Source organism: Hydrogenoanaerobacterium saccharovorans, from assembly GCF_003814745.1.
Classification (GTDB): domain Bacteria; phylum Bacillota; class Clostridia; order Oscillospirales; family Ruminococcaceae; genus Hydrogenoanaerobacterium; species Hydrogenoanaerobacterium saccharovorans.
Genome location: NZ_RKRD01000001.1, coordinates 552,402 through 572,988 on the forward strand (window position 1 = coordinate 552,402; position 20,587 = coordinate 572,988).

A 20,587-nucleotide genomic window follows, 5' to 3' on the forward strand; every position below is an offset into this window, starting at 1 on the left:
CCCTCCTCATCTTTCTGCTTTCTAAATTCTAAAATAACCGTCATAAGGATTCCTTTTATTTAACCTTCCTTCCTTTTATTTGACTGGTCTTACATTCCAGTCATCGTAGCAATCGCCCTCAATGTTAACGTAATCGTCACCATAGGCGATAAGCTGTCCCGCGGGTGTCCATGTATCTATAATTTCAGTTTGCGGCGCATACTGTGCGCCATCTGGATACCACAGCGGTGTGTAATGGCTGTTTGCACCGCGGTAAGAATACTTATTCGTTTTCAGTTGGAATTCTGCCCGCATAGTGCCGTGATACTTTTCCATCACACGGTTGTAAGTCGTGTATTGAAATTCAGGAAACGTAGTAATCGCATTTTGTGCACCTGTAACATCATCGTTCTTAGCGTTAGTTACAACTGAAGATGATACTTTGATGTTTACACCGTACCCGCTTTTCATCGTGTACTTGCCTGAACGTTTATAAGCGGTAGGAACTTCGCGAGCTGGTGTTACGGTTGTTTCTGCGGTAATGGATGCATAGTACTCTTTCCAAGTGTAAACCCACCAACCGTTGTCCACATATTTTCCACGGTCAACCCACTTGCCTCCGTGGCTTTTAGTACAATCGGGTTTACAGGAATCGCTATGACCTTTGGACACCCAATGCCAGTCCGATTCCCATTCCCAATTCTCGTGCCACTTTGGCAGCCATTCGCCCCAAGTCAAGCGGTCGACATCCTTACGGGATGGTACAGCTGATACCGTAAACCCGTTGCGCTCATCGGTGGGCTGAGGGTCAGGCGGGGTGCTTTCAGTTAGTTCCGTGACATTGGCAATGACCGTGGGTGTAGTTACCTGCCCGTGCGTGGTACTTACGTTGATAGTGACCTTTTGAGGAGTAGAGGGGGTATGCCATTTAATCCACAACAGGGTGCTTTCATGGGGCGGTGTGACAAATGATTTTGTATAGGTGTTCCCGTTAACGTGAAAAGTTACTTTCGCTTTTTCGTCGGGACTGATTCCGCTTTTTCCGCCTTTGGTGTCTTTTACCTCAATGGTAGTGATGACATCCGTATCGGTGTGATAATCATAATACTTCACACCACCTGATGGTGTGTCAGGGTCATCTGCTGGTACACAATCACAGTTCGGTGTATCGGGGCCGCAAGGTTGGTCAGGATGGTTCTTTTTACACTCACACTCATTTGGGTGGTCGTGGTCGGCTATGCAAGGACAATCAGCAGCATGGTTACAGCAAGCCCCCTCACTGAATCGAACCGTACCGATACCGAGTGATGAAATGATATCCTCATTACTGCGGATTCCGCTGGATGCTCCGCCCCAAGCGGGGAAGCCTAAGTCAGGTTTTTCAAGGAACATTGCAAGGGGCAGGTTTTGGTGCGTGATATTGCCGAGTTTGCTTTTTAAATCTCCGCTTGTCATGCGGTCATACAAGGCAGCTTCGGTAGCCGTCATACAAAACTTGATGCCATTGTATGTTATGTAAACAAGGGGTTCAATCATCAATACATATTCACCGCTGATGAGTTCATCGAAGTCAAACCCGATTTGCTCACACATTCCCCGCAAGTTGCCTTCGTCTGAAAAGTAAGTTTTGACTGCAACTATGTTACCTCCACCGTTGGCATTTACTACAGCTGGTATGGGGGTAGCGGGCTTTATTGCTTCATGGTTTGATGTAATAGGTTTTAGGGATTTTGATTTATAATCAAGCTTACTTCTTAATCCAAAATACATGTTTATATCAATGGGATTTTTGTTGCTAAAGTCCAATGGTGTTGTTACCGCGCTTTTATTGTCTTCTCGTACAATTGTGACTCGAACACCATCGTCTCCAATGTTCCAAGAGTTTGTTTTTGTGCCGTCCTCTGTCCCGCCGCCGCCTCCATCCATGTTCGGGTCACCTTCGGCATAGGTAGTCAGTGCATATGTAAACAAGAGAGTAAGACAAAGCAGTAATGCAATAAAATTTTTCATGTCATTCTTCTCCTAAAAGAAAAACAACAAGATAATGGCTAGTTGCCTTTACCTTGTTGTTTTTTATTGTTTTTAAATAAATATTACTTTTCCGAATTGTGTTTTTTATGGTAACGAAGAAATAAGAAGATTACAGCGATGACTGTAATTATTAACAACAATACCCATTTAAGAATCGTGGCATCATTTGTTGCCTGTTCACTCAATATGGATATTTCTTTTTCCATATAAATGTCCCGCAAATTAAGTTGAACAGTAGAATCGGATATTATTTCTGCATTCGTTTTAATAATTTCTCCAGGCACCTTTATGTTTAGTTGTGCCTCTCCGTGTGCCAATTTACTATCTTTTGTAAAGGTGGGAAGGATTGTAGCACTTGTTGTAAATAATTTCTTTCCGAATTTTCTCTGAGCCTTTACTTCAAAACCACCAAATACCGGATTAGGGTTTTCAACAGAGAACATATCGTTGGGTGAAACATATGACTGGCTGAATTTTCTCCCAGAGTACCAATAGCCGTCTATATTTTTTGTTATATCCTCTACTCCACAGTCTTTGCCCATGCTTTTTTGTAAATCATTTAGCGGGATATCATTACTATCTAAATATTGTCGGTCACTATCTTTGACAAGTACAATACACTCTACTTTAGTGTTTCCGTTTTCTAAAACCTCGACATTAAAATCAGCTTTATAACATCCAGAAAGACTTAGTAGTAATATTAAAATAAACACGATACGGAATAGTTGTTTCAATCTTATGTCCTCCATGCTGTTGAAATTCTCTCAATTTTGCAAATACTTGAAGCTAATATCCTATAATATTACCGTTGGGGTTCATATTTTCAGCAATAGTGGTAGTAGAACCGCCGCCCTCGTCTTCTATCCATCCAAAGCCGGGCACGTATATTTGACCGTCCTTTTTTTCACCGCCCGTTGGCTCATCGGGCTTTTCATTTGGCTTTTTTTGTTCAGGTGTGTATTCGGGTGGCTTTTCGGGGTCGGTCGCTTTGTCCTCATCCACCTTTGGTGGTTCAGGTGGTTCAGGCTTTTCAAACTCAGGTCTCACTATTTCAGTGGTTTTTGTCCCATCGGGGTTTTTCGTAACAACCTGCTCATTCTTCTGAGGTTCTTGAGTCTCTTTCTCCTCTTTCGATGGCAGAGGCAGGATAGGCGGTATATCATATTTTTCAGCTGCATCTTCTGATGCAGAACTTTCAACTGGTTTTTCTTCTACAGCCGATGAGCTTTCTATTTGCAGCGGTTCCACGATGTCGTGGCTATCCCAAGCAATGCTTACTCCAACCGCGACAAGGATAACAGCGAGTGCAGCCACAGAGGATATAATGATTTTTGTTTTATTGGTCATGGTCTACATCTCCTTTATAGGATATTATTCCCTAATATCATTATATTATGGATGGTTATAAAAGTAAAGCTGTTTGACAACCCACTTGTCATAGATTATAATAAAAGCAAGAGGTAACCGTACCGCTTAAAGTGCGGTTGCCGCGTAAGTGTTTATAGGGATTGCTCCGAACAGCCACTCTGCGTGCAATGCAGAGTGGCTGTTACTTTTTATTGGAGCAGTTTATGATAATCTGAGCGACTAGCGCAGCCAGTGCTACAGCGAACATTAACGCTTCATAAGTAACCAAGTGGCGACCACCTCCTTTCGGAGGGCGTCGGCAACCACACTCTGCTTTTACGGTTTATCTCTTGCTAACTCATTTTAGCATATTTTTACAAACTCCGTCAAATAAACCGTTGTCAAATTCGATGAGGATTAGTAATAAAAACTTCCTTTGTTATTGTGTTAAGTTCAAGTCGTAGGGTAGCATTTTTAACTTGATGTATACCCAGTTTTTCCTTAAAATTCGGTGGCAGCATTAATCTTCCCCAATTGTCAAAACATCGTTTAATGGATTGAACTGAGTCTATTGGAGGTTTCCTGTTTGCATTCGTAAGTTTAATTTCCTTTGACTCGATATTAAGTTCCATATATATGTAATTTCTTTTGTTATTAACAGCATCTTTTTCAAAACCTAGTGTCTTCCGGTACAGCGGGGGCAACACCAAACGCCCCAACATATCTAGATTTCTTTCCGTTGCTAGCAAATGGTCTTCCATTGCTATCCTCCTTTAAAATATATTAATGTGAATAGGGCAATTAACCCGAATAAAAGAAAAGGGGCAAGTGGAACAGACGATACTGTTTGCTTGCCTCTAATCTTTTGGAACAATGTATATGCAAGTACCGCCAGCTGAGAAATAAGTACAATTATCAGTGTGGCATTTATTCCTGCAACAAATGCAGTTGCGGATATGAGTTTAATATCACCACCGCCGAAGCAGCAGTGTTCACCCCCTTTCTGTTTCTTTTTTAATATATAATCTCCAACAAAGGATATTGCCATAAAAAGTGACAGGGTTAATATGCAGTTTATTACGGGTTGAATTATAGCATATCCATTGATTAGACAGTGTAAAGTGCCTGCCACGATGAGCAAGAGCGGCAGGACGTTTGGTATGGTACGGCTGCGTATATCGGTAACAGTGGCCGCTACGTATATTAGCAGCACCGCTATGTATATCAGATAAAACCCTCCCGATTCTATTATTTTTAATACCCTATTGGTTCATAAAGTATGGTTGGCTTTTTTTGTGTATCGCTCGATTGTTGGTTTGCATAAGGTTGTTTTTCGGTGGTTGCGTGGACTGAGGAACAAATTTCTTTTTCTTTAATTTCGTCTTTCTTCTGAATAGCAAACTTTGAGAGCTGTTCTAACTCATCTTTGGTAGACCTTGCGTTTTGCTGTGTAATCTCTTTACACTTCATATCAATATCAGTAATTAGCCCAGCGGCGGTGGTACGGATAGTTTCTAATGAATTTTTCAATTCATCCAAGTTGCGCCCTGTACTCCAGCTTGCAATATAAGTAAAAGAATAATCCGATGTATCTATTCCGTAATGTTGGCAGACAGTGTAAGCAACACTTTCAGCCTCCACTTCCTTAGTGTTGCGATTTTTTCGCTGTTCGATTGGAACATTTTTTTCTTTCTCTCCGTAGTAATTATGTAACTTCGCATGAGTAATTTCATGTATAGCAGTTTTTATAGTTTGAGCTTCACTCAAATCTTCTGTTATTGCAATACGGTTTTCTATATAGTTACAATAACCTTTTGCACCGTCAGTAATATTTTCAAAGTCGATAGGAAAGGGTGACACTTCCTTTAAGGCATTAAAAAAGGTGGCGTAATTATTCACGTCACCAGTTAATTCTTTTATTTCTAATTCAGGTAAAGGCTTGCCCTCGGTCTGCGAAATATCAAAAACAGATACAACTTTGAAAGCTGGTATGGTTATCTCTATAGTTTCTGTTACTGGTTTTCCATCCTTACCGATTATAGGCTTTTGTGTTTCAGGGTTAATAGCTTCTTCATTCTTTTTAATCTTATATGGTGCAGGGGCAATAATTTTAATGCTTTTTTCACCACGTTTGACAAACCTGTCGAAGTTTTTCTTCCATGCATTAAACCCTGCAACAAGTGTTGCTTGAGGATTTTGCATAGCTATCAGCACCATGTTGTTAATACTATACTCGTGGAATTTTGACATTACGTTTAAATAATTTCTATAGCGTTCGCTCTCAAAAAGCTCTTTAATCCCTTGTTCTAAGCGGTCAGTAATTTCTTTAAGAGGATTTTTCTTATCATTGGTATTTTCCAAATTTAGTACTCCTTCCTTTTAGCTCTGATTTGAATTAGAATTCATCAAATATTGTTGTAAGGTTTAATTCTTGAAGTTCATTTTGAGAAGTTCTTTCAATTTTGCCAATCAGCGTAGAAACTAAATTTTGCATATCTGCATCTTCAATGAACGGTTGAACCTCTTTTAAAGAGGAAAGCAATTGGTTTTTGTTAAGCGGTGATTTAGCATACATATTAATCACGCTTAATTCATCAATAGTAAACATAAAAAACCTCCTTTCTACTGATTATTATGATAATAGATGAGAGCTTTTAAAATGTAATTCTGAACCTCGCTGTCATCTAATGTATCAGGTATATATGACCACACCTTATTTAAAGCAGGCTTGCTGAATTTGAGTTTACGTTCAGTCGTTTTTACTGTCTTTGCAGGCTTAAACATATTATTCAAAACAGCATATGTGATTGGTGCAATCTCCTTTGAATATTTCTTGATGTTCTCTGATTGCTCAACTGAAATCTTTACTTTGTTTTCAGAAAGATATGCATCTATAATTTCTTGCTCATCGGTCGTAAGATACGAAAGGTTTACACCGACACGAAAAGGGAGAATGCTATCATCCACCAGTTGCAAGAGCGTTGGAATTAGTTCGGTCAGGCGGATATATCTATAAATTTCTTTTCTTGTTGTACCATTTTGTTCTGCAATTATTGAAACACTGGGACCATTGGTCCCAAGGTTTTTTAATGAATCCGTTTGTAATTTATAGGCAAGTGCCTTTTCACTAGGTAACAGCTGTTCTCGTTGGTTTAAGTTCGTGTCAGTAAATATTAAATTTGCAGTGTCATCGTCGACATCTCTAATTATTGCAGGAATAGTTTCTAATCCTGCTTTGTCAGAACCTTGTACACGTCGATGTCCAGCAAGTATTTGATAATATTTGTACGGATGTTGTTCATCCGATGGCATTGGTCGCACAATGATAGGGGAGAGAACACCATTTAGTTTAATGTTTTGCGTTAATTCTTCTAATTTTTCTAAAGAATAACGGCTGAAAATAGTTTTTTGCAATGGATGTGCTTCCAAGTCTGAAATTCTTAGTGTAGCTATTTGCATGCTGGAAGATACATTTCCAAACAGAGCATCATATGATTGCTCAGGTGTTGGTACTGATGAAAGCCGTGTTCTTAGATTAGCCATGTAAAATCTCCTCCACAACCTTAATGTACAACTTACCGAGTTTGCTGTTCTTCGTTTCTACAAGGCTCTTTTGTTCCGATGTTGATTTTGATGCCTCAGACAACCGCGGTATAACCGTCTGAAAGACTTTATTTCCAAATGTATCTCGCAAGACTGCATCCACATCTTTTGCCATATTGGTACGAGCATCCGACATTGTAATTAAGATGCCGCTAATGGTAAGTGCAGGGTTTTGGTTGTGACGAATACGTTCGTAGGTATCAAGCAAGGAGCCAACACCATCAACGGCAAACTTCTCTGCTTGCACGGGTATGATTAGTTTATCGCTCGCTACCATTGCATTTACTACCAGTAAGTCTAAAGACGGACGGCAATCAATAAGAATGTAATCATATTTTTCAAAAAATGGCTCATTCAAAATTCGTTGCAAGACAGTGTTACTGTCACGGTCATTACTTAAAATACTGGTTGTTGTTGCCAACATTTTTGAAGATGGTATATAATCAATACCCTCTGCATTGGTAAGTACAAAAGAGTCAGGGTTAAGTGGTTGACGTGCTACCATTGCATAGATAAGTTCACTAATGGTCGGGCGATTGCTAAAATCGAACCCGAGATAGTCTGAAAGGTTACCCTGTTGGTCAAGGTCAATCAATAACACTTTTTTGCCGAGTTTGTTTAACCCTGCGCCTACATTCAATGCAGTGGTTGTTTTTCCAACACCGCCCTTTTCATTTGCAACTGAGATAATAATTGGTTTACTCATTTTGTTTTCCTCCTATCGTTTTTACTGAACTTGAATATAAAAAGCTCTGTATCATAAGATACAGAGCCTTCAATCTTTTAGAGATAAATTTGTATAACATCGTTTATCCGTTTTGCCATGTCACTTTTGTCCTTGGTAGAGATATGTAAATATATATTACCAGTTGTTGATATATCGCTGTGTCCCAACCACAATTGTATTTGTTTTATGCTGTAGCCGAGTATCATTAGCATGGTAGCACAAGAGTGGCGCAAATCATGAAATCTTATTTTTCTTAAATTTTTTTGCTTTATCAATCTTATAAATGTATTTGTTACTTGGTCAAGATTTAATCGATTACCACATTCATCAACACATATAAAATCTTTATATTCCTGATTATAGTCAGGAGATTTAAGTTTTGTTAGCTGCAAATCCCTCAGATTTGTCAAATATTTGATAAGAACGTCTGGCAAGCAAAGGATACGATAACTTGAAGAAGTTTTTAATTTTGGAGAAATTGTATCGTTATCATCTTTTCTAAGACGGTAAGCTTTTAATTTAATCATTATAGTTTTGTCCGTAAAATTTACATTTTGCCACTTTAGCCCAATAATTTCGCTTCTCCTCAAGCCAAGTAACGCAGCTAAAATTATGCAAACATAAATTTTGCTATCTTTGGATACTTCAAGCAGATTGATTAGCTCAGTAGGGCTGTAAAAGTTTGGTACGAATTTTACAGCTTTCGGTCTAACAACGTCCATCATAGGATTTTGTTGGATAAGGTGCTTTTTGGTGGCATATTTAAGGCATGTGTATAAGTTGGAATGATGTCTTAACAAAGAATTACTTGTAATACCTTCAAGTGACTTTCGATAATAGTATCTTTGTATATCATCTGCTTTGAGTTCATCTAAATAAACATTTTCTTTTTTAAAATATGGATAAATATGTTTATTCATCAAACGCTCATATTCTTGATAGGATGTTGGTTGTACAAAATTTTTATGATACTCTGTTAACCACTTTTATAAAAGTCACAAAAAAGTGTTCGTTGATTAATTGCAGGAATATAAGTCTCATTTGATGAATTATATAGTTGTAAATTCAACTTAACTATAACTTCATTTAACTCATTCATTCTAGCTTTTAATTCATAGTTTTCTTTTACTAATTCTGCTATGTTGTATTCTGTCATTGCGTAGAGCCTCCATTAAAATGATGTTGAAATAATTGTAATTGTATAATTTTAATATCTCAACCATCTTTGACCCTCGAACACGTAATTTGCGTGTTCGAGGTTTTTTGACTCTGCCCACGCACCCGCGTAGGGTGCGACCAACGGTTCCACGATGTCGTGGCTATCCCAAGCAATATTTCAATCCACGCACCCGTGTAGGGTGCGACTAGTATGTATGGTATAGATAATATTTACCATTTGTTTCAATCCACGCACCCGTGTAGGGTGCGACGATAATACTTGGGTTGATGCTTATGTCATCATCTGTTTCAATCCACGCACCCGTGTAGGGTGCGACCTTGATATGATACCTATTGAGGTGATATTATGAAGTTTCAATCCAGGCACCCGTGTAGGGTGCGACAAACGGCGACGACCTGCGTGTATATTTTCAATCATTTCAATCCACGCACCCGTGAAGGGTGCGACCAAAAGCAGCCTTTTTTAGATAAGAATCCACAGATTTCAATCCACGCACCTGCGTAGGGTGCGACCTATTTTTGTGTTGGTTATATGTAATTAAAAAATAATTTCAATCCACGCACCTGCGTAGGGTGCGACTACGGTGCCACATCGTACAGCAATATGGTTTGCAATTTCAATCCACGCACCTGCGTAGGGTGCGACCATACCAGATGGCAATCATAGAGCTATTGCTTGTATTTCAATCCACGCACCTGCGTAGGGTGCGACTTAAATTATAGCTATTGACATTTACAAATGAAATATTTCAATCCACGCACCTGCGTAGGGTGCGACATAGTTGACTAGGACTTATGTTAACGTTACAGCATTTCAATCCACGCACCTGCGTAGGGTGCGACCAACTTGACCTAAACCACCTACGCCACCGTTCGATATTTCAATCCACGCACCTGCGTAGGGTGCGACAGCAAAAACGAACAAAAATCAATTGAATTTTTGTAATGTTTTACTATATTTAGCCTTTGGAACTGCAAGCAGCAAAAGCTATAATGTTGATTAAGCATAAATCTTCCTTATTTTGGGGTGCGAACGTTCCGGAAGAAAGCTGTTTGCTTCTAGTTCGCACTTGTTTTTGCTTGCTTAAACAATCAGTACGCCTTTGTGTTTTTACATTAATGTGTTCTAGTTTTATTATACAATAAAATTCCACATATTTCTACAAAAGGATAGGCGATGCATTTTTGCGTTGTCTATCCTTTCCGCATCAAACCAACGGTTGTTATCTGCAAAAAAACAAATATACTTTGTACCCCAACATTCGGTATAACGCATACCTTGTCCACCTACTTTGAGTGAGGCTGAGGGGCGGACATCGAGTACTCAATCATTGAAATGTATTGTAAAAGATTTTAAGCACCTACATAAATAAAAATAAGTGACGCGCGAATGAAAACAGTGAAAGTATAAAGTCGATTTTAAAGTAATCAACGTATATCCCAAGACATCTCTTTATTTATTGTAATACTTTACACATAATATCAAATAATAAATACAAGGAGGTGAAAAAATGGGTATAATTGCGTGGGTAGCTTTTGGTGCACTTGCCGGATGGATTGCAAGCCTTATTACTGGCAACGACAAAAAAATGGGCGCCGGAATGAATATTTTAGTAGGTATTGTTGGCGGTTTTATTGGCGGCCTTGTAATGAACTTGATAGGAGGATACGGCATAACAGGTTTTAATATCTGGAGTCTGCTTGTAGCAACAGGTGGTGCTGTCGTACTGTTGTTAATTGTAAATGCAATAAGGCGAATAAAAACTTAAAATTGAGGATAACTTAGTCTGATTTTATTTATGAGATCATAGAGAAACTAAATCTATAGAAAAAGCAAGCCATAGTATTTAATACTATGGCTTATTCTCTTTAATATTTCCCTCCAAAATAGATTTTACCGCATCTTTAATTTCAGCGTAACCTGTACATCGACAAAGGTTAGACTGCAGCCACTGTTCTATCACAAAATCATTTGCATCAGGATGGATTTGGCTTAACGAGTGGCAGACCATTAAAAACCCTGAAGTGCAATATCCACACTGAAAACCCCACTGTTCAACAAATGCCCGTTGAACAGGAGCATATTTAAGCCCCTCCACGGTTAAGATTTCGTGCCCGACAGCCTCTACCGCCAGCATCAGGCAAGATTTTATCGGCCAACCATCGACAAGAACCGTACATGTTCCGCAATCTCCATTTTCACACCCGGGCTTTGCTCCGGTTAGATACAGTTTTTCTCTTAAAACGTAGAGTAAAGTATCAGATGGTTGAATCATTACGGATGCGGTTTGTCCGTTTACATTTAATTCGATAATGCTTTTTCCTGTATAAGATATCATACTATATTCCCCTAAAATTATCATACATTTGCTGTAAAATATTTTGTAATACAAACAGGCGGTAGTCTTTACTTCCCAAATAATCGCTGATAGCAGAGTTTTTAACCAGCTCGGTAATCTGTGTAATTCGTTCTTCTTCAGTCAACATGGTGTTGCTTAACAAATCGGACGGCAGAATAAATGGGCAGTCGGCAAATCCACTGACCGCAGCATTGATTTTTAATGAGTTTTTTGTTCCTGCCATGGTAATAAGCGGGTAATCGATTTTATCCATCTTAGTCTTTTTTACATGGACATAGGGCAGCAAACAATCATTTTCATTTAGCGAAATCTGTACCAAAAAATTCCCTTTATTTAACCTTAGATAGCCGTCAAAAACTTGTGAGAACAACAGTTTTTGTAAACCGTTTTGCGTCATAACTTTTGCCCAGCATTTGGATATCATAAGCGGCAAGGCAGCTTCACGGTATTTGATGGTACCTGCTAAATTACCTCCCAGCGTAATTTTGCCTTGGATGGTATGGTCGGCAATTCTATCAACGGTTTTACATAATAGGGGATAATACCCTGCTTCTGCAATCTGTGTTAATGTTACGGTACTGCCCAAAACAAGATTGCCGTTGTCAAAGCCCATATAATTGCATTCTGGTATCCCTTTCAGGTCAATAACGGCATCAAACTGCAGGCTTTCGGCTCTTGCCATGCTGATTATTTCGGTACCTCCTCCATAATAGAGCGGTTGCTTGCTGCAAGAGACAAGCTGGTGGTAACATAAAACAGCTTCTTCTAAAGTTTCAGGTTTATAATATTCAAAATCAAAAGATATCATTGCAACGCACCTGTTTTTTTCTTCCACAAATATTCCGGGGTGATTGGTAACTCGGTAATATCTACACCTGACGCTAGCGACAAGGCGTTTGCCAAAGCCGGCGGAATACCTATGATACCATGTTCGGCGATTCCTCTGGCTCCGAATGGCGCTTCGATATGAGGCGTTTCTACAAAATCAATTAAATAATCCGGAGTCTCTCCATATCTCAGTAACTTATAGGTGCGAAAACTGGTGTCTTGTACAATCCCTTTATCATCGTAAATAAAGTGTTCACAGGTTCCCAGTCCCAATCCCATGCACATTCCGCCCATTAAAATTCCTTTTGCCGTTTTCGGGTTTAAAACCTTCCCTGCGTCAATAACAGTAGCGGCTTTTAGAATACGGTAGGTATGTTGTTGGGTATCGTACTCTATTTCTACAGCTTGAGCGCCTACCGTCCAAGCCATACCCGAGTTACCTTTTCCGGTCTCCGCATCCAACGGGGTGAGGCGATTCATAACATAACTGCCCCTGCCAATAACCGGGCCAATGATAGAATTACCGTTCGGAAAGCGATAGCCATGCACTAAATCTTTAAATGCAGCGTAAATGGTAGGGTCACTTCGCAGATAAACCCTTTCGTTGGCGATTTCCAAATCATCGGGGGAGTAGTGCAGAGCCAATGAACCGAGTTTTAGCAGTTGACGAGTCACATCGTTTGCTGCCTCTATAATGGCTCTGCCCACCATGTGGGTGGTCATGCTGGCAACCGTTTTCCAATATCTTGGGGTGGTTTGCGTGTCAATCTCCATTTTAATGTTAATTCTATCAACGCTCATTTTCATTTTTTCAGCGAGGATTTGCGCCATAGTGGTTCTCATACCCGGTCCGCATTCCACTGCTCCGCAGTCTAAATTTATGCTTCCATCCATATTAAAACTGATAAACGCGCAGGCTGCAGCATCCGTAGGGGTATTCGAAGTTTTACTAAAGCAGCCGATTCCCTTTGCGCGAACAAGGTTGTTGCTCAGGTTAATTTTGGCACTCTCGTCCCAGTGGATGAGGACTTTGAGTTTGTTTAAACATTGAGTAAAATCACCGGTATTACTTAAAGTAACCTTAGTTTGAGTTGGTGTAAGGTCGTTTTCTTTTATACCGTTTAGGATGCGTAGCTGTAATGGGTCTATGTTGAGAGCGGCAGCAAGCTTGTCCATCATACGCTCCAAGCAAAAAGCTTGCGATACATGCCCGAAACCTCGGTAAGAAGTAGTATAGGGGTGGTTTGAATAAACGGTGTAGCAATCGCAGAAAATGTTTTCAAAATTGTACGGGCCGGCACAATCTACCGCAATCGCCTTTGTCATTTTGGGTGCTGTCTCGGCGTACCCTCCGCAGTCAATATAATAGGTCATTTCAGCTGCAGTAATTTTTCCGTCTTTTTTTGCACCTAACTTGATTTTTGTTTGTACCCCCATATGACAGGGGAAGCTGACCATATCCTCCTCCCGTTCGTTATTTAGCTTAACACATTTACCTTCAACAGCTTTTGCTGCAACAAATGCTAAAACTTCAAGAGCGACTGCCGCTTTTCCTCCAAAACCGCCGCCTACAAGCGGAACATGCACCACGATATTCCCTTGCGGCAACTTAAAATATTCGCTAATCAGCTCTTTTACCATAAAAGGGGACTGCGATGAGCATTTAATTACAACCTTACCGTCCGGTTTAATGATACAGCTGGCAGCTCGAGTCTCCATTGCTGCATGGTCCGATTGAGGAAGTGTAAGGGTACCCTCAACCGTAACTTCGCTTTCATTCCAACCTTTTTGCATGTCTCCTTTACGAATTTTATGAACGCTGCAGATATTTGAATTCTCTATCGGGTATACTTCTTCTATCATTTTTTTGTAAGACATAAGGTTTTCATGAATTAACGTGGTGTTTGGCTTTATAGCATCATTTATTGTATTGATTACCGGTAACTTCTCATATTCTACCCGAATACAATTCACAGCGGCTTTTGCATGCTGTTCGGTATCGGCTACCACAATTGCTATGGGTTCGCCAAAATATCGTACCTTATCTTTAGCAAGTATGGGTCGATCTCTAAGCAGGTCACCGCATAAAATATCAAAGTCGTTTCCGGTAACAACGGCTTTTACTCCTGCCATACTGCTTGCTTTTGATGTATCGATAGCCATGATTCTGGCATGGGCATAACGGCTGGTTAAAAGTTTTGCATGGTACGCATCAGGCTCAAGTAGGTCGTTTGTGTATTCAGCAACTCCGGTTACCTTATTCCAGGCTTCTTTACGTATAATATCTTGACCCAATTGTGTGTTCACAACAATCCTCCTTTGAGGTATTATCATGTATCTATTCTATGCAAAAGTTTCCGCGTTATCAAAAATCAAACATCTTTTTACAACTGTGCTGAGCGGGCGGCTCTTTCCGTTTTTCCCAATGCGGCTTAATTAAGTAGCTTTCTGCCCATGCTAGACAAAAAGCTATTGCACGGTGCGCTAAATGCAATGAATTAAAGATAAAAAACAGGCCAGAGATAGCGATTTTGAACACTATCTCTGACCTGTTTGGTATGAGTGCTGATTAATACAGCAACATCATTATTTCTGGTTTAAAGCATTGTTTACAGCTTCCATAATACCTTTGCTGGAGTTTGTTGCACCGGCAACGGTATCAACTTTTAATGCTTGCTTTTTAATAATAGAATTGATAACATTTTTTTCTGCATTCTCGTAGATGCCGGGGGTTTCGCTGTGTTTAGTCACTTGAATGGATACAATGCTGCTATCTTTAACAGTAACTTTTACTTCAATATCACCGTTGTTGCCTTTGCCTTTGCCGGTATACTCGCCATCTTTAAAATTGCCCTTTACTTCAGGAACAGCAGGGGTTTCTGCTTCTTCTAATACAATTGAAGGCTCGGTATAACCACCGTTGGCTTCAACATATTTGCATGCAGAATTAGCAGCAATTCTGCCGAATACAATAATATCAGCCATTGCGTTACCGCCGATACGGTTACCGCCGTGTACTCCGCCTGTTACTTCACCAGCTGCAAAAAAGCCGGGGATAGCGGCGTTGTCCGCTTTTAGAACTTCACAAACGGTATTGATTTTAACACCGCCCATGGTGTGGTGGATTGCAGGTGCACATTTGCCTGCATAATATTTGGGCTTATCCAATTTAGATTTCATTTCTTTTCTGCCAAAATCCTTATCTACACCGGATGCAGCAGCTTGAGAGTAAGCTTTCATGGTTTCAGCAAATGCGGCAGGGTCAACGCCTATTTTCTTTGCAAGCTCTTCAGGGGTTTCTGCTTCTTCAATAATTTTAAGATTAATGTATTTTTCAATTGCAGAGAGTTTTTCTCTTACAGCTTGGTCAAAAATAAGGAAAGAGATTGCTTCAGGCTGCTCCAAAATAGCTGCAGAAACAACGTCGCGGGTTTCCAGCTCGTTTATAAAGCGTTTGCCTTCTTTATTTACCAAAATACCGCCGTCGCCGCGAACACCCTCTGTGTACATAACAGAAGTACTGGGTTCTACAGTGGGGTGAGTTTGGATTTTCTCCATATCAACCAAAGCTGCATTTGCTTTTTCGGCAAGAATGATGCCGTCACCGGTTGCACCTTTGTGGTTGGTTGTTCCAAAGCCTTTCAGGTTTGGTGCGTATTTCACTACCATATCAGAGTTTGCACCAAAACCGCCTGCAGCCAATACAACGGCTTTGCATTTAATGGTATACTCGCCGCTTGCGTCTGCAACTTTTACACCTGCAATTGCGTTTTTATCATTCAGAACAATCTCTTTTGCTGTAGTGTTCAGCAATACAGGAATGTTCTCTTTTTCAATGTTTTCGTTTAAGGTTTTTACAATCATGGGGCCAACTGCTGCGCCACCTTTGGGGCGGTGAAGTCTGTCGACGCTCATGCCGCCGGAACGACCCAGTTCGGAAAGGTCTCCGCCGATTTGGTTAATCCAATCCACAGCTGCTGCCGAGCCTTCTACCATAGTTTTTACCAATTCAGGATTATTCAGCTTTTTGCCGCCTGCAATGGTTTCGTCTATAAACGATTGGTTGCTGTCTTTTACGTTCAGCTTCTTTTGTACAGATGTTTCAGAAGCGTTCAAACCACCGGTTGCGTAAACAGTGTTACCGCCGGTTTGAGGCATTTTTTCTACGATAACAACATTTTTTGCACCGTTTTGGCTTGCTTGAAGTGCAGCTGTCATGCCTGCACCGCCGCCGCCGATTACAACAATATCTGCTTCTTTATCCGTAGGTGCTGCCACCGAACTTGTTGCGGCACTGCTCTCCGGAGTTTTGCCTTCCGACGTATTTTTGTTTTTGCATCCGCCCAATACGCTAGAACCGACAATAAGCAATGATAATAAGATTGACGTTAATCGTTTCATTTTTTTGCTCCTTTGCATAATTTTACTGTTGCTTTATTGGCTAATTTACCCTAAGCCAGTTATTATTATATGAGTATGACATTATTTTGTCAATGGCAACTGTTCTATTGAGCCAAAATTTTTTATGCTAATTAGGGTAAATTTTAAGCGATTCGTAAATTCATTTGCATACATTCTTCTTTATTTATTCCGTTAAAATTCAATAATTTCTGCCCAATTTTAAGTGCTTTATTATGTCCTCCTTTGTTGTATAGTATGGTATAGATGGATGAAAATTATACCAATAAAAACTCTGCCGAAAACTGTTTTTGCCCATTTTTAAGTACCTGTGTCCCTCTAGATTTACATTGCAGTTTACATGCGTTTAAAATAATGTACCGAATTAGCGTGCCATTTGCCTCTTGAACCAAGTTACAGTTTAGTGGAATGTTTGATTATTTTCAGAAATTTCGGTTAGGTGTTAACACTTAGATTAGGCTTCACAAATAAAAAAAGCAGCACTGCTTTTTTCATAAGTTTTATGATTTGATTAATAACACGTAAAAAAAATATATATGAATAAAAGGATTTAGAATGAATTATATAGGTAGGATTATAGGGCTTTTACTCCTTGCTGCGGGTGCAATAATAAAAGCTGCGTTGCTGAGGCAATTTGTTTATCATTTTGCTTTTTATGGTATGAGTAAAACACGCAGAACAAAGATATATAAGGAGCAATCAGTACGAGATAGGCTGTTATTGTTTTATACTGCGCAATATAACAACCCCCAACAAACCAAATGGTGCATTATTACTTACTACATCTATTGTATAATTTGCATTGCTGAAATCAGCATGTTTGGCTACAACATCTTTTGTAATCTTATTCCTGCATTTAAGTCGTTTGTCAGGTGGTTATGGATTGTAAAAAACATAATATTCATTCTTTGCCTTTCTAGCGTATTAATAAAACTAAGTAAAAAGTAATGATTAGAAAGTGTACATACTTGGGCATCAAAGCGGGAATCAATAAATTCTTATATGTTCACATTCAGTAAAACACCGATAGACTGCTTTTTTGCATGAACAAAGCCCCCGCAGTTTAAATTACTGCAGGGGCTCATTTCATTTTTTAATTTACCTTAAGCATTGACAATATCTTTTGCTTTGCAGCTTAATTCAAGGATTTTATTTTCTATGGTTGAAATAACTTTTTTAAATTCATGGTCATCCTTACCGGTTGGATCATCCAAACCCCAATCTTCGCGATATTTACATGGCAGAAAAGGGCAGGTGACGTTGCACCCCATAGTTATCACAATATCTACAGGCGGAATTTCTGAAATAAGCTTAGAGAATTGAGTTCGTTCCATGTCAATACCATAAAGCTGTTTTATCAAGCGTACAGCATCTTGGTTGATTTGAGGTTGCTTTTCTGTACCTGCGGAATAACATTCCAGTACATCTCCGGCAAAGTATTTGCCCAATGCTTCGGCAATTTGGCTACGGCAGGAATTATGAACACAAATAAACGCTACTTTAACCATAAAACCTCCTGTTTGAACTACAGTTGCGATAGTTTATCTCTTTTTCTTTGATATTCTATTGGACTGCATTCAAGTTACTCTTAACTACACGCTGCTATATACTTTAGCCTCTTACTTTTTGAAGAATCTTTACAACTTCTTCTGTTTTTAACACCTTACCAAAAGATACAACCTTGCCATCCACAACCAAAGCGGGAGTGGTCATTACTCCATACGCAGCAATTTGCGTAAAATCGGTAACATGGTCGATGACGGTGTTCATACCAAGCTGCTCTAAAGCTGCTTTTGCAGCAGCTTCCAATTGGTTGCACTTTGCACAACCACTGCCCAATACCTTTACAGATGCTCCCACTTTATTTGCAATTTCTGTGTGTGCTGTTGCTTTAGCATTGCAGTTGCCGCCGCAGCAACATTCGTCTTTTACTTCTTCTTTTTTCTTTCCAATCCCCAATAATCCCATAAATAAATCCTCCTATCAAAAATAAATACTCATCCTATAAATAAAAATTGAAACGCATTAAAGAAGTACCCTATTAGAACAATGCCAGCCGCTACAATGCCGACAAAAACAGCAAGGAGCTTTGGCTTTACCGCTTTACTCAACATGATCATAGATGGAAGCGAAAGTGCAGTGACTCCCATCATAAAGGATAAAATTGTACCGATGCCAACCCCTTTTGCGAAAAGAGCTTCTGCAATTGGGATAGTGCCGAAAATGTCGGCATACATGGGGATACCGACTGCGGTTGCAAGAATAACAGAAAAAGGATTGTTTTTTCCTATAACGTTTTGAATGATTTCTGCAGGAATCCAGTTATGAATGGCTGCGCCAATCCCAACGCCAACAATAACATACCAAAATACTTTTTTAACAGTAGCTTGCACCTGCTCCCACGCGTACACCATTCGGTCGTGCCTCGTCAAGTCTGGGGACTCAATATCAACACTTCCGGCAGCTCGCACAAATTCTTCAACATGTTTTTCCATACCAAATTTCTCAATAAGCGTACCGCCCACTACTGCAAGAATCAACCCAACTATAACGTAGGCAATTGCTATTTTTGCACCGAATATGCTCATCAGTAAAATCAGCGAACCTAAATCCACCAAAGGCGATGAAATAAGGAATGAGAACGTAACACCTACCGGCAAGCCTGCACTGGTAAAACCCATAAACAGCGGTATGGAAGAACACGAGCAAAAAGGTGTTACCGTACCGAGTAATGCTGCCAAGCAGTTTGCAGTAATGCCATGAAATCGCCCTAAAATCTTCTTTGTTCTTTCTGGTGGGTAATAGCTTTGAATATAGGAAATAGTAAAAATTAAAACAGAAAGCAGCACGAAAATCTTAATCGTGTCATAGATAAAAAATTGAATGCTGCCGCCTATCCGCTGTGTAATATCAATGCCTATTGTGGTAAGAATGTTCCCAATCAATGTGTTAAGCCATTTCATTGCTAAAATTTGATTTTGAAAGAACAGCCATATCAATTTTATTATTTGCATGAAAATACCCCTTTTCGATATATTGATAGTTCTAATTGTATCAATATGTAATTGTTTAGATAAGCCATCTTATACGATGGCTTATCTACCAGAACAATCATTGCAATCACTTGTAGGTGATAACGATGTAATTTGTTTTAACAAATGGATTGCTTTGTTACACCCATCCTCCGATAAAGAATAGTGAGTCCATTTGCCTTCTTTTCGGCTTTGTACGATACCCGAGTCGCATAAAATTTTCATATGATGGGATAAGGTTGGCTGGCTAATATTCAATTTTTCTTGCAATTTGCAAGCACATTTTTCGCCTGATTGCAAAAGCTCTAACACAATCAATCTATTCGGGTCACAGAATGCTTTAAACACTTCTGCTGTCAATTCATAACTTGTTTTCAAAATCTCACTTCTTTCAAATTTGTTTTATCCATTAATATTATATGCATCATATTGATATTTGTCAATGTGTTTTGCATATTTTTGATTATGACATTGTGCTATCAAAAAGCTCCACTCTAATTGCTATCGCAATCGATCCATAATCCATTTTATAATCTTTTTTTTGACTCATTTCTTCACAAGATATGTTGCGAATAGGCGTATTATCAGTTTGGAATACTCGTACCAGAAGAACTGCACTTTCTCCGTTTTTTATAGGATAGCTGCCTTTATTGGCAAGAGTATAAATCGAGCTACCGCTATAATTTGCGTTGGGTAAATCGGTATGAAAACTAATTTTAGTACCCATTTGAACATTCCAGTCAATTCCGTTCCAAGTGTGGTTCTCATCGGTTGTAAGTTTTGATGCAACAGTGAATGCTCCCGATTTATCGAAACCAAGTTCTTCTACGTTGCCATATACCAACTTTTCGGATGACTCCATTCCTTTAACCGTCCAAACTTCTTTGTATACAGCAATTGATTTAACGGTGTCATCAAGAGAAGATTGGAATTTTGATACATCTGCTTCAACTAAATCTGCTATTTGTTTTTCGCTTTTGCTCAATTGTTTGTATTTAATTGTTGATCTGTTTGTATTACAGCCTGCCAGAAGAGTTAACATGCAAATCAAAATAGCTGCCAATTTAAGTACTCGTTTCATT

Annotated in this window: 21 protein-coding genes and 1 CRISPR repeat array; of the genes, 1 reads left to right on the forward strand and 20 read right to left on the reverse strand. The window is 39.4% G+C overall.

The annotated features are described in order from the left end of the window. Window positions 1–75: 75 nt before the first annotated feature. From EDD70_RS02580 to EDD70_RS02630, 11 genes are all read right to left on the reverse strand, one after another. Window positions 76–1,989, reverse strand: coding sequence for a DUF8193 domain-containing protein (locus EDD70_RS02580; RefSeq protein WP_092753306.1), 1,914 nt, complete (start codon window positions 1,987–1,989; stop codon window positions 76–78). Window positions 1,990–2,072: 83 nt separating this feature from the next. Further along, the gene (locus tag EDD70_RS02585) at window positions 2,073–2,744 is read right to left on the reverse strand and encodes a hypothetical protein (RefSeq protein ID WP_092753304.1); all 672 of its coding nucleotides are present in this window, start codon (window positions 2,742–2,744) and stop codon (window positions 2,073–2,075) included. A gap of 52 nt (window positions 2,745–2,796) precedes the next feature. Beyond that, window positions 2,797–3,357 (reverse strand): DUF6550 family protein, encoded by a 561-nt coding sequence (locus tag EDD70_RS02590; protein ID WP_092753302.1) that lies wholly within the window; start codon window positions 3,355–3,357, stop codon window positions 2,797–2,799. Between the two features lie 401 nt (window positions 3,358–3,758). Further along, window positions 3,759–4,118, reverse strand: coding sequence for a division/cell wall cluster transcriptional repressor MraZ (locus EDD70_RS02595; protein WP_092753300.1), 360 nt, complete (start codon window positions 4,116–4,118; stop codon window positions 3,759–3,761). A gap of 2 nt (window positions 4,119–4,120) precedes the next feature. After that, window positions 4,121–4,570: a prepilin peptidase gene (locus EDD70_RS15335; protein ID WP_162840843.1), complete on the reverse strand. Its 450-nt coding sequence runs from the start codon at window positions 4,568–4,570 to the stop codon at window positions 4,121–4,123. 41 nt (window positions 4,571–4,611) lie between these two features. Next, window positions 4,612–5,718 (reverse strand): ArdC family protein, encoded by a 1,107-nt coding sequence (locus EDD70_RS02605; RefSeq protein WP_092753295.1) that lies wholly within the window; start codon window positions 5,716–5,718, stop codon window positions 4,612–4,614. A gap of 34 nt (window positions 5,719–5,752) precedes the next feature. After that, entirely contained in the window at window positions 5,753–5,965 is a 213-nt protein-coding gene (locus tag EDD70_RS02610) for a transposon-transfer assisting family protein (RefSeq protein ID WP_092753293.1), read from the reverse strand. A gap of 14 nt (window positions 5,966–5,979) precedes the next feature. After that, the gene (locus EDD70_RS02615) at window positions 5,980–6,900 is read right to left on the reverse strand and encodes a ParB/RepB/Spo0J family partition protein (protein ID WP_092753291.1); all 921 of its coding nucleotides are present in this window, start codon (window positions 6,898–6,900) and stop codon (window positions 5,980–5,982) included. Further along, entirely contained in the window at window positions 6,893–7,666 is a 774-nt protein-coding gene (locus EDD70_RS02620; RefSeq protein ID WP_092753289.1) for a ParA family protein, read from the reverse strand. The genes EDD70_RS02615 and EDD70_RS02620 overlap by 8 nt, the downstream gene beginning before the upstream one ends. A gap of 77 nt (window positions 7,667–7,743) precedes the next feature. Then, complete coding sequence (locus EDD70_RS02625; RefSeq protein ID WP_092753287.1) at window positions 7,744–8,610, reverse strand: tyrosine-type recombinase/integrase; 867 nt, start codon at window positions 8,608–8,610, stop codon at window positions 7,744–7,746. Window positions 8,611–8,663: 53 nt separating this feature from the next. Beyond that, complete coding sequence (locus tag EDD70_RS02630; RefSeq protein ID WP_092753285.1) at window positions 8,664–8,843, reverse strand: hypothetical protein; 180 nt, start codon at window positions 8,841–8,843, stop codon at window positions 8,664–8,666. A 177-nt stretch (window positions 8,844–9,020) separates the two neighbouring features. Then, window positions 9,021–9,776: a CRISPR direct-repeat array (repeat unit 32 nt; unit sequence ATTTCAATCCACGCACCTGCGTAGGGTGCGAC). A 601-nt stretch (window positions 9,777–10,377) separates the two neighbouring features. Between EDD70_RS02630 and EDD70_RS02635 the strand changes: the two genes are divergently transcribed. Further along, the gene (locus EDD70_RS02635; RefSeq protein WP_092753283.1) at window positions 10,378–10,635 is read left to right on the forward strand and encodes a GlsB/YeaQ/YmgE family stress response membrane protein; all 258 of its coding nucleotides are present in this window, start codon (window positions 10,378–10,380) and stop codon (window positions 10,633–10,635) included. Between the two features lie 84 nt (window positions 10,636–10,719). On the opposite strand, the gene EDD70_RS02640 is transcribed toward EDD70_RS02635, so the two are convergent. The 9 genes from EDD70_RS02640 to EDD70_RS02680 all read right to left on the reverse strand — a co-directional run bounded on the left by EDD70_RS02640 (window position 10,720) and on the right by EDD70_RS02680 (window position 20,586). Further along, window positions 10,720–11,205, reverse strand: a complete 486-nt coding sequence (locus tag EDD70_RS02640) for a (2Fe-2S)-binding protein (protein WP_092753281.1) — start codon at window positions 11,203–11,205, stop codon at window positions 10,720–10,722. A gap of 1 nt (window position 11,206) precedes the next feature. After that, on the reverse strand, window positions 11,207–12,034 hold the full coding sequence (locus EDD70_RS02645; protein ID WP_092753279.1) for an FAD binding domain-containing protein: 828 nt from the start codon (window positions 12,032–12,034) through the stop codon (window positions 11,207–11,209). Continuing rightward, window positions 12,031–14,361: a xanthine dehydrogenase family protein molybdopterin-binding subunit gene (locus EDD70_RS02650; protein WP_092753277.1), complete on the reverse strand. Its 2,331-nt coding sequence runs from the start codon at window positions 14,359–14,361 to the stop codon at window positions 12,031–12,033. The genes EDD70_RS02645 and EDD70_RS02650 overlap by 4 nt, the downstream gene beginning before the upstream one ends. A 279-nt stretch (window positions 14,362–14,640) precedes the next feature. Then, a complete protein-coding gene (locus EDD70_RS02655; protein WP_092753275.1) occupies window positions 14,641–16,455 on the reverse strand; it encodes a flavocytochrome c in 1,815 nt (604 codons plus the stop codon). 1,121 nt (window positions 16,456–17,576) lie between these two features. Next, window positions 17,577–17,981 carry an arsenate reductase ArsC gene (locus EDD70_RS02660; protein WP_092753271.1) on the reverse strand — a complete coding sequence of 135 codons (405 nt, stop codon included), beginning with the start codon at window positions 17,979–17,981 and terminating at the stop codon, window positions 17,577–17,579. Window positions 17,982–18,084: 103 nt separating this feature from the next. Further along, window positions 18,085–18,441 carry a thioredoxin family protein gene (locus EDD70_RS02665; RefSeq protein ID WP_205408593.1) on the reverse strand — a complete coding sequence of 119 codons (357 nt, stop codon included), beginning with the start codon at window positions 18,439–18,441 and terminating at the stop codon, window positions 18,085–18,087. Between the two features lie 29 nt (window positions 18,442–18,470). Further along, window positions 18,471–19,487, reverse strand: a complete 1,017-nt coding sequence (locus EDD70_RS02670; protein WP_092753269.1) for a permease — start codon at window positions 19,485–19,487, stop codon at window positions 18,471–18,473. 81 nt (window positions 19,488–19,568) lie between these two features. Continuing rightward, a complete protein-coding gene (locus EDD70_RS02675) occupies window positions 19,569–19,883 on the reverse strand; it encodes an ArsR/SmtB family transcription factor (RefSeq protein ID WP_092753267.1) in 315 nt (104 codons plus the stop codon). An 85-nt stretch (window positions 19,884–19,968) separates the two neighbouring features. Continuing rightward, complete coding sequence (locus EDD70_RS02680; RefSeq protein WP_092753265.1) at window positions 19,969–20,586, reverse strand: hypothetical protein; 618 nt, start codon at window positions 20,584–20,586, stop codon at window positions 19,969–19,971. Window position 20,587 lies beyond the last annotated feature (1 nt).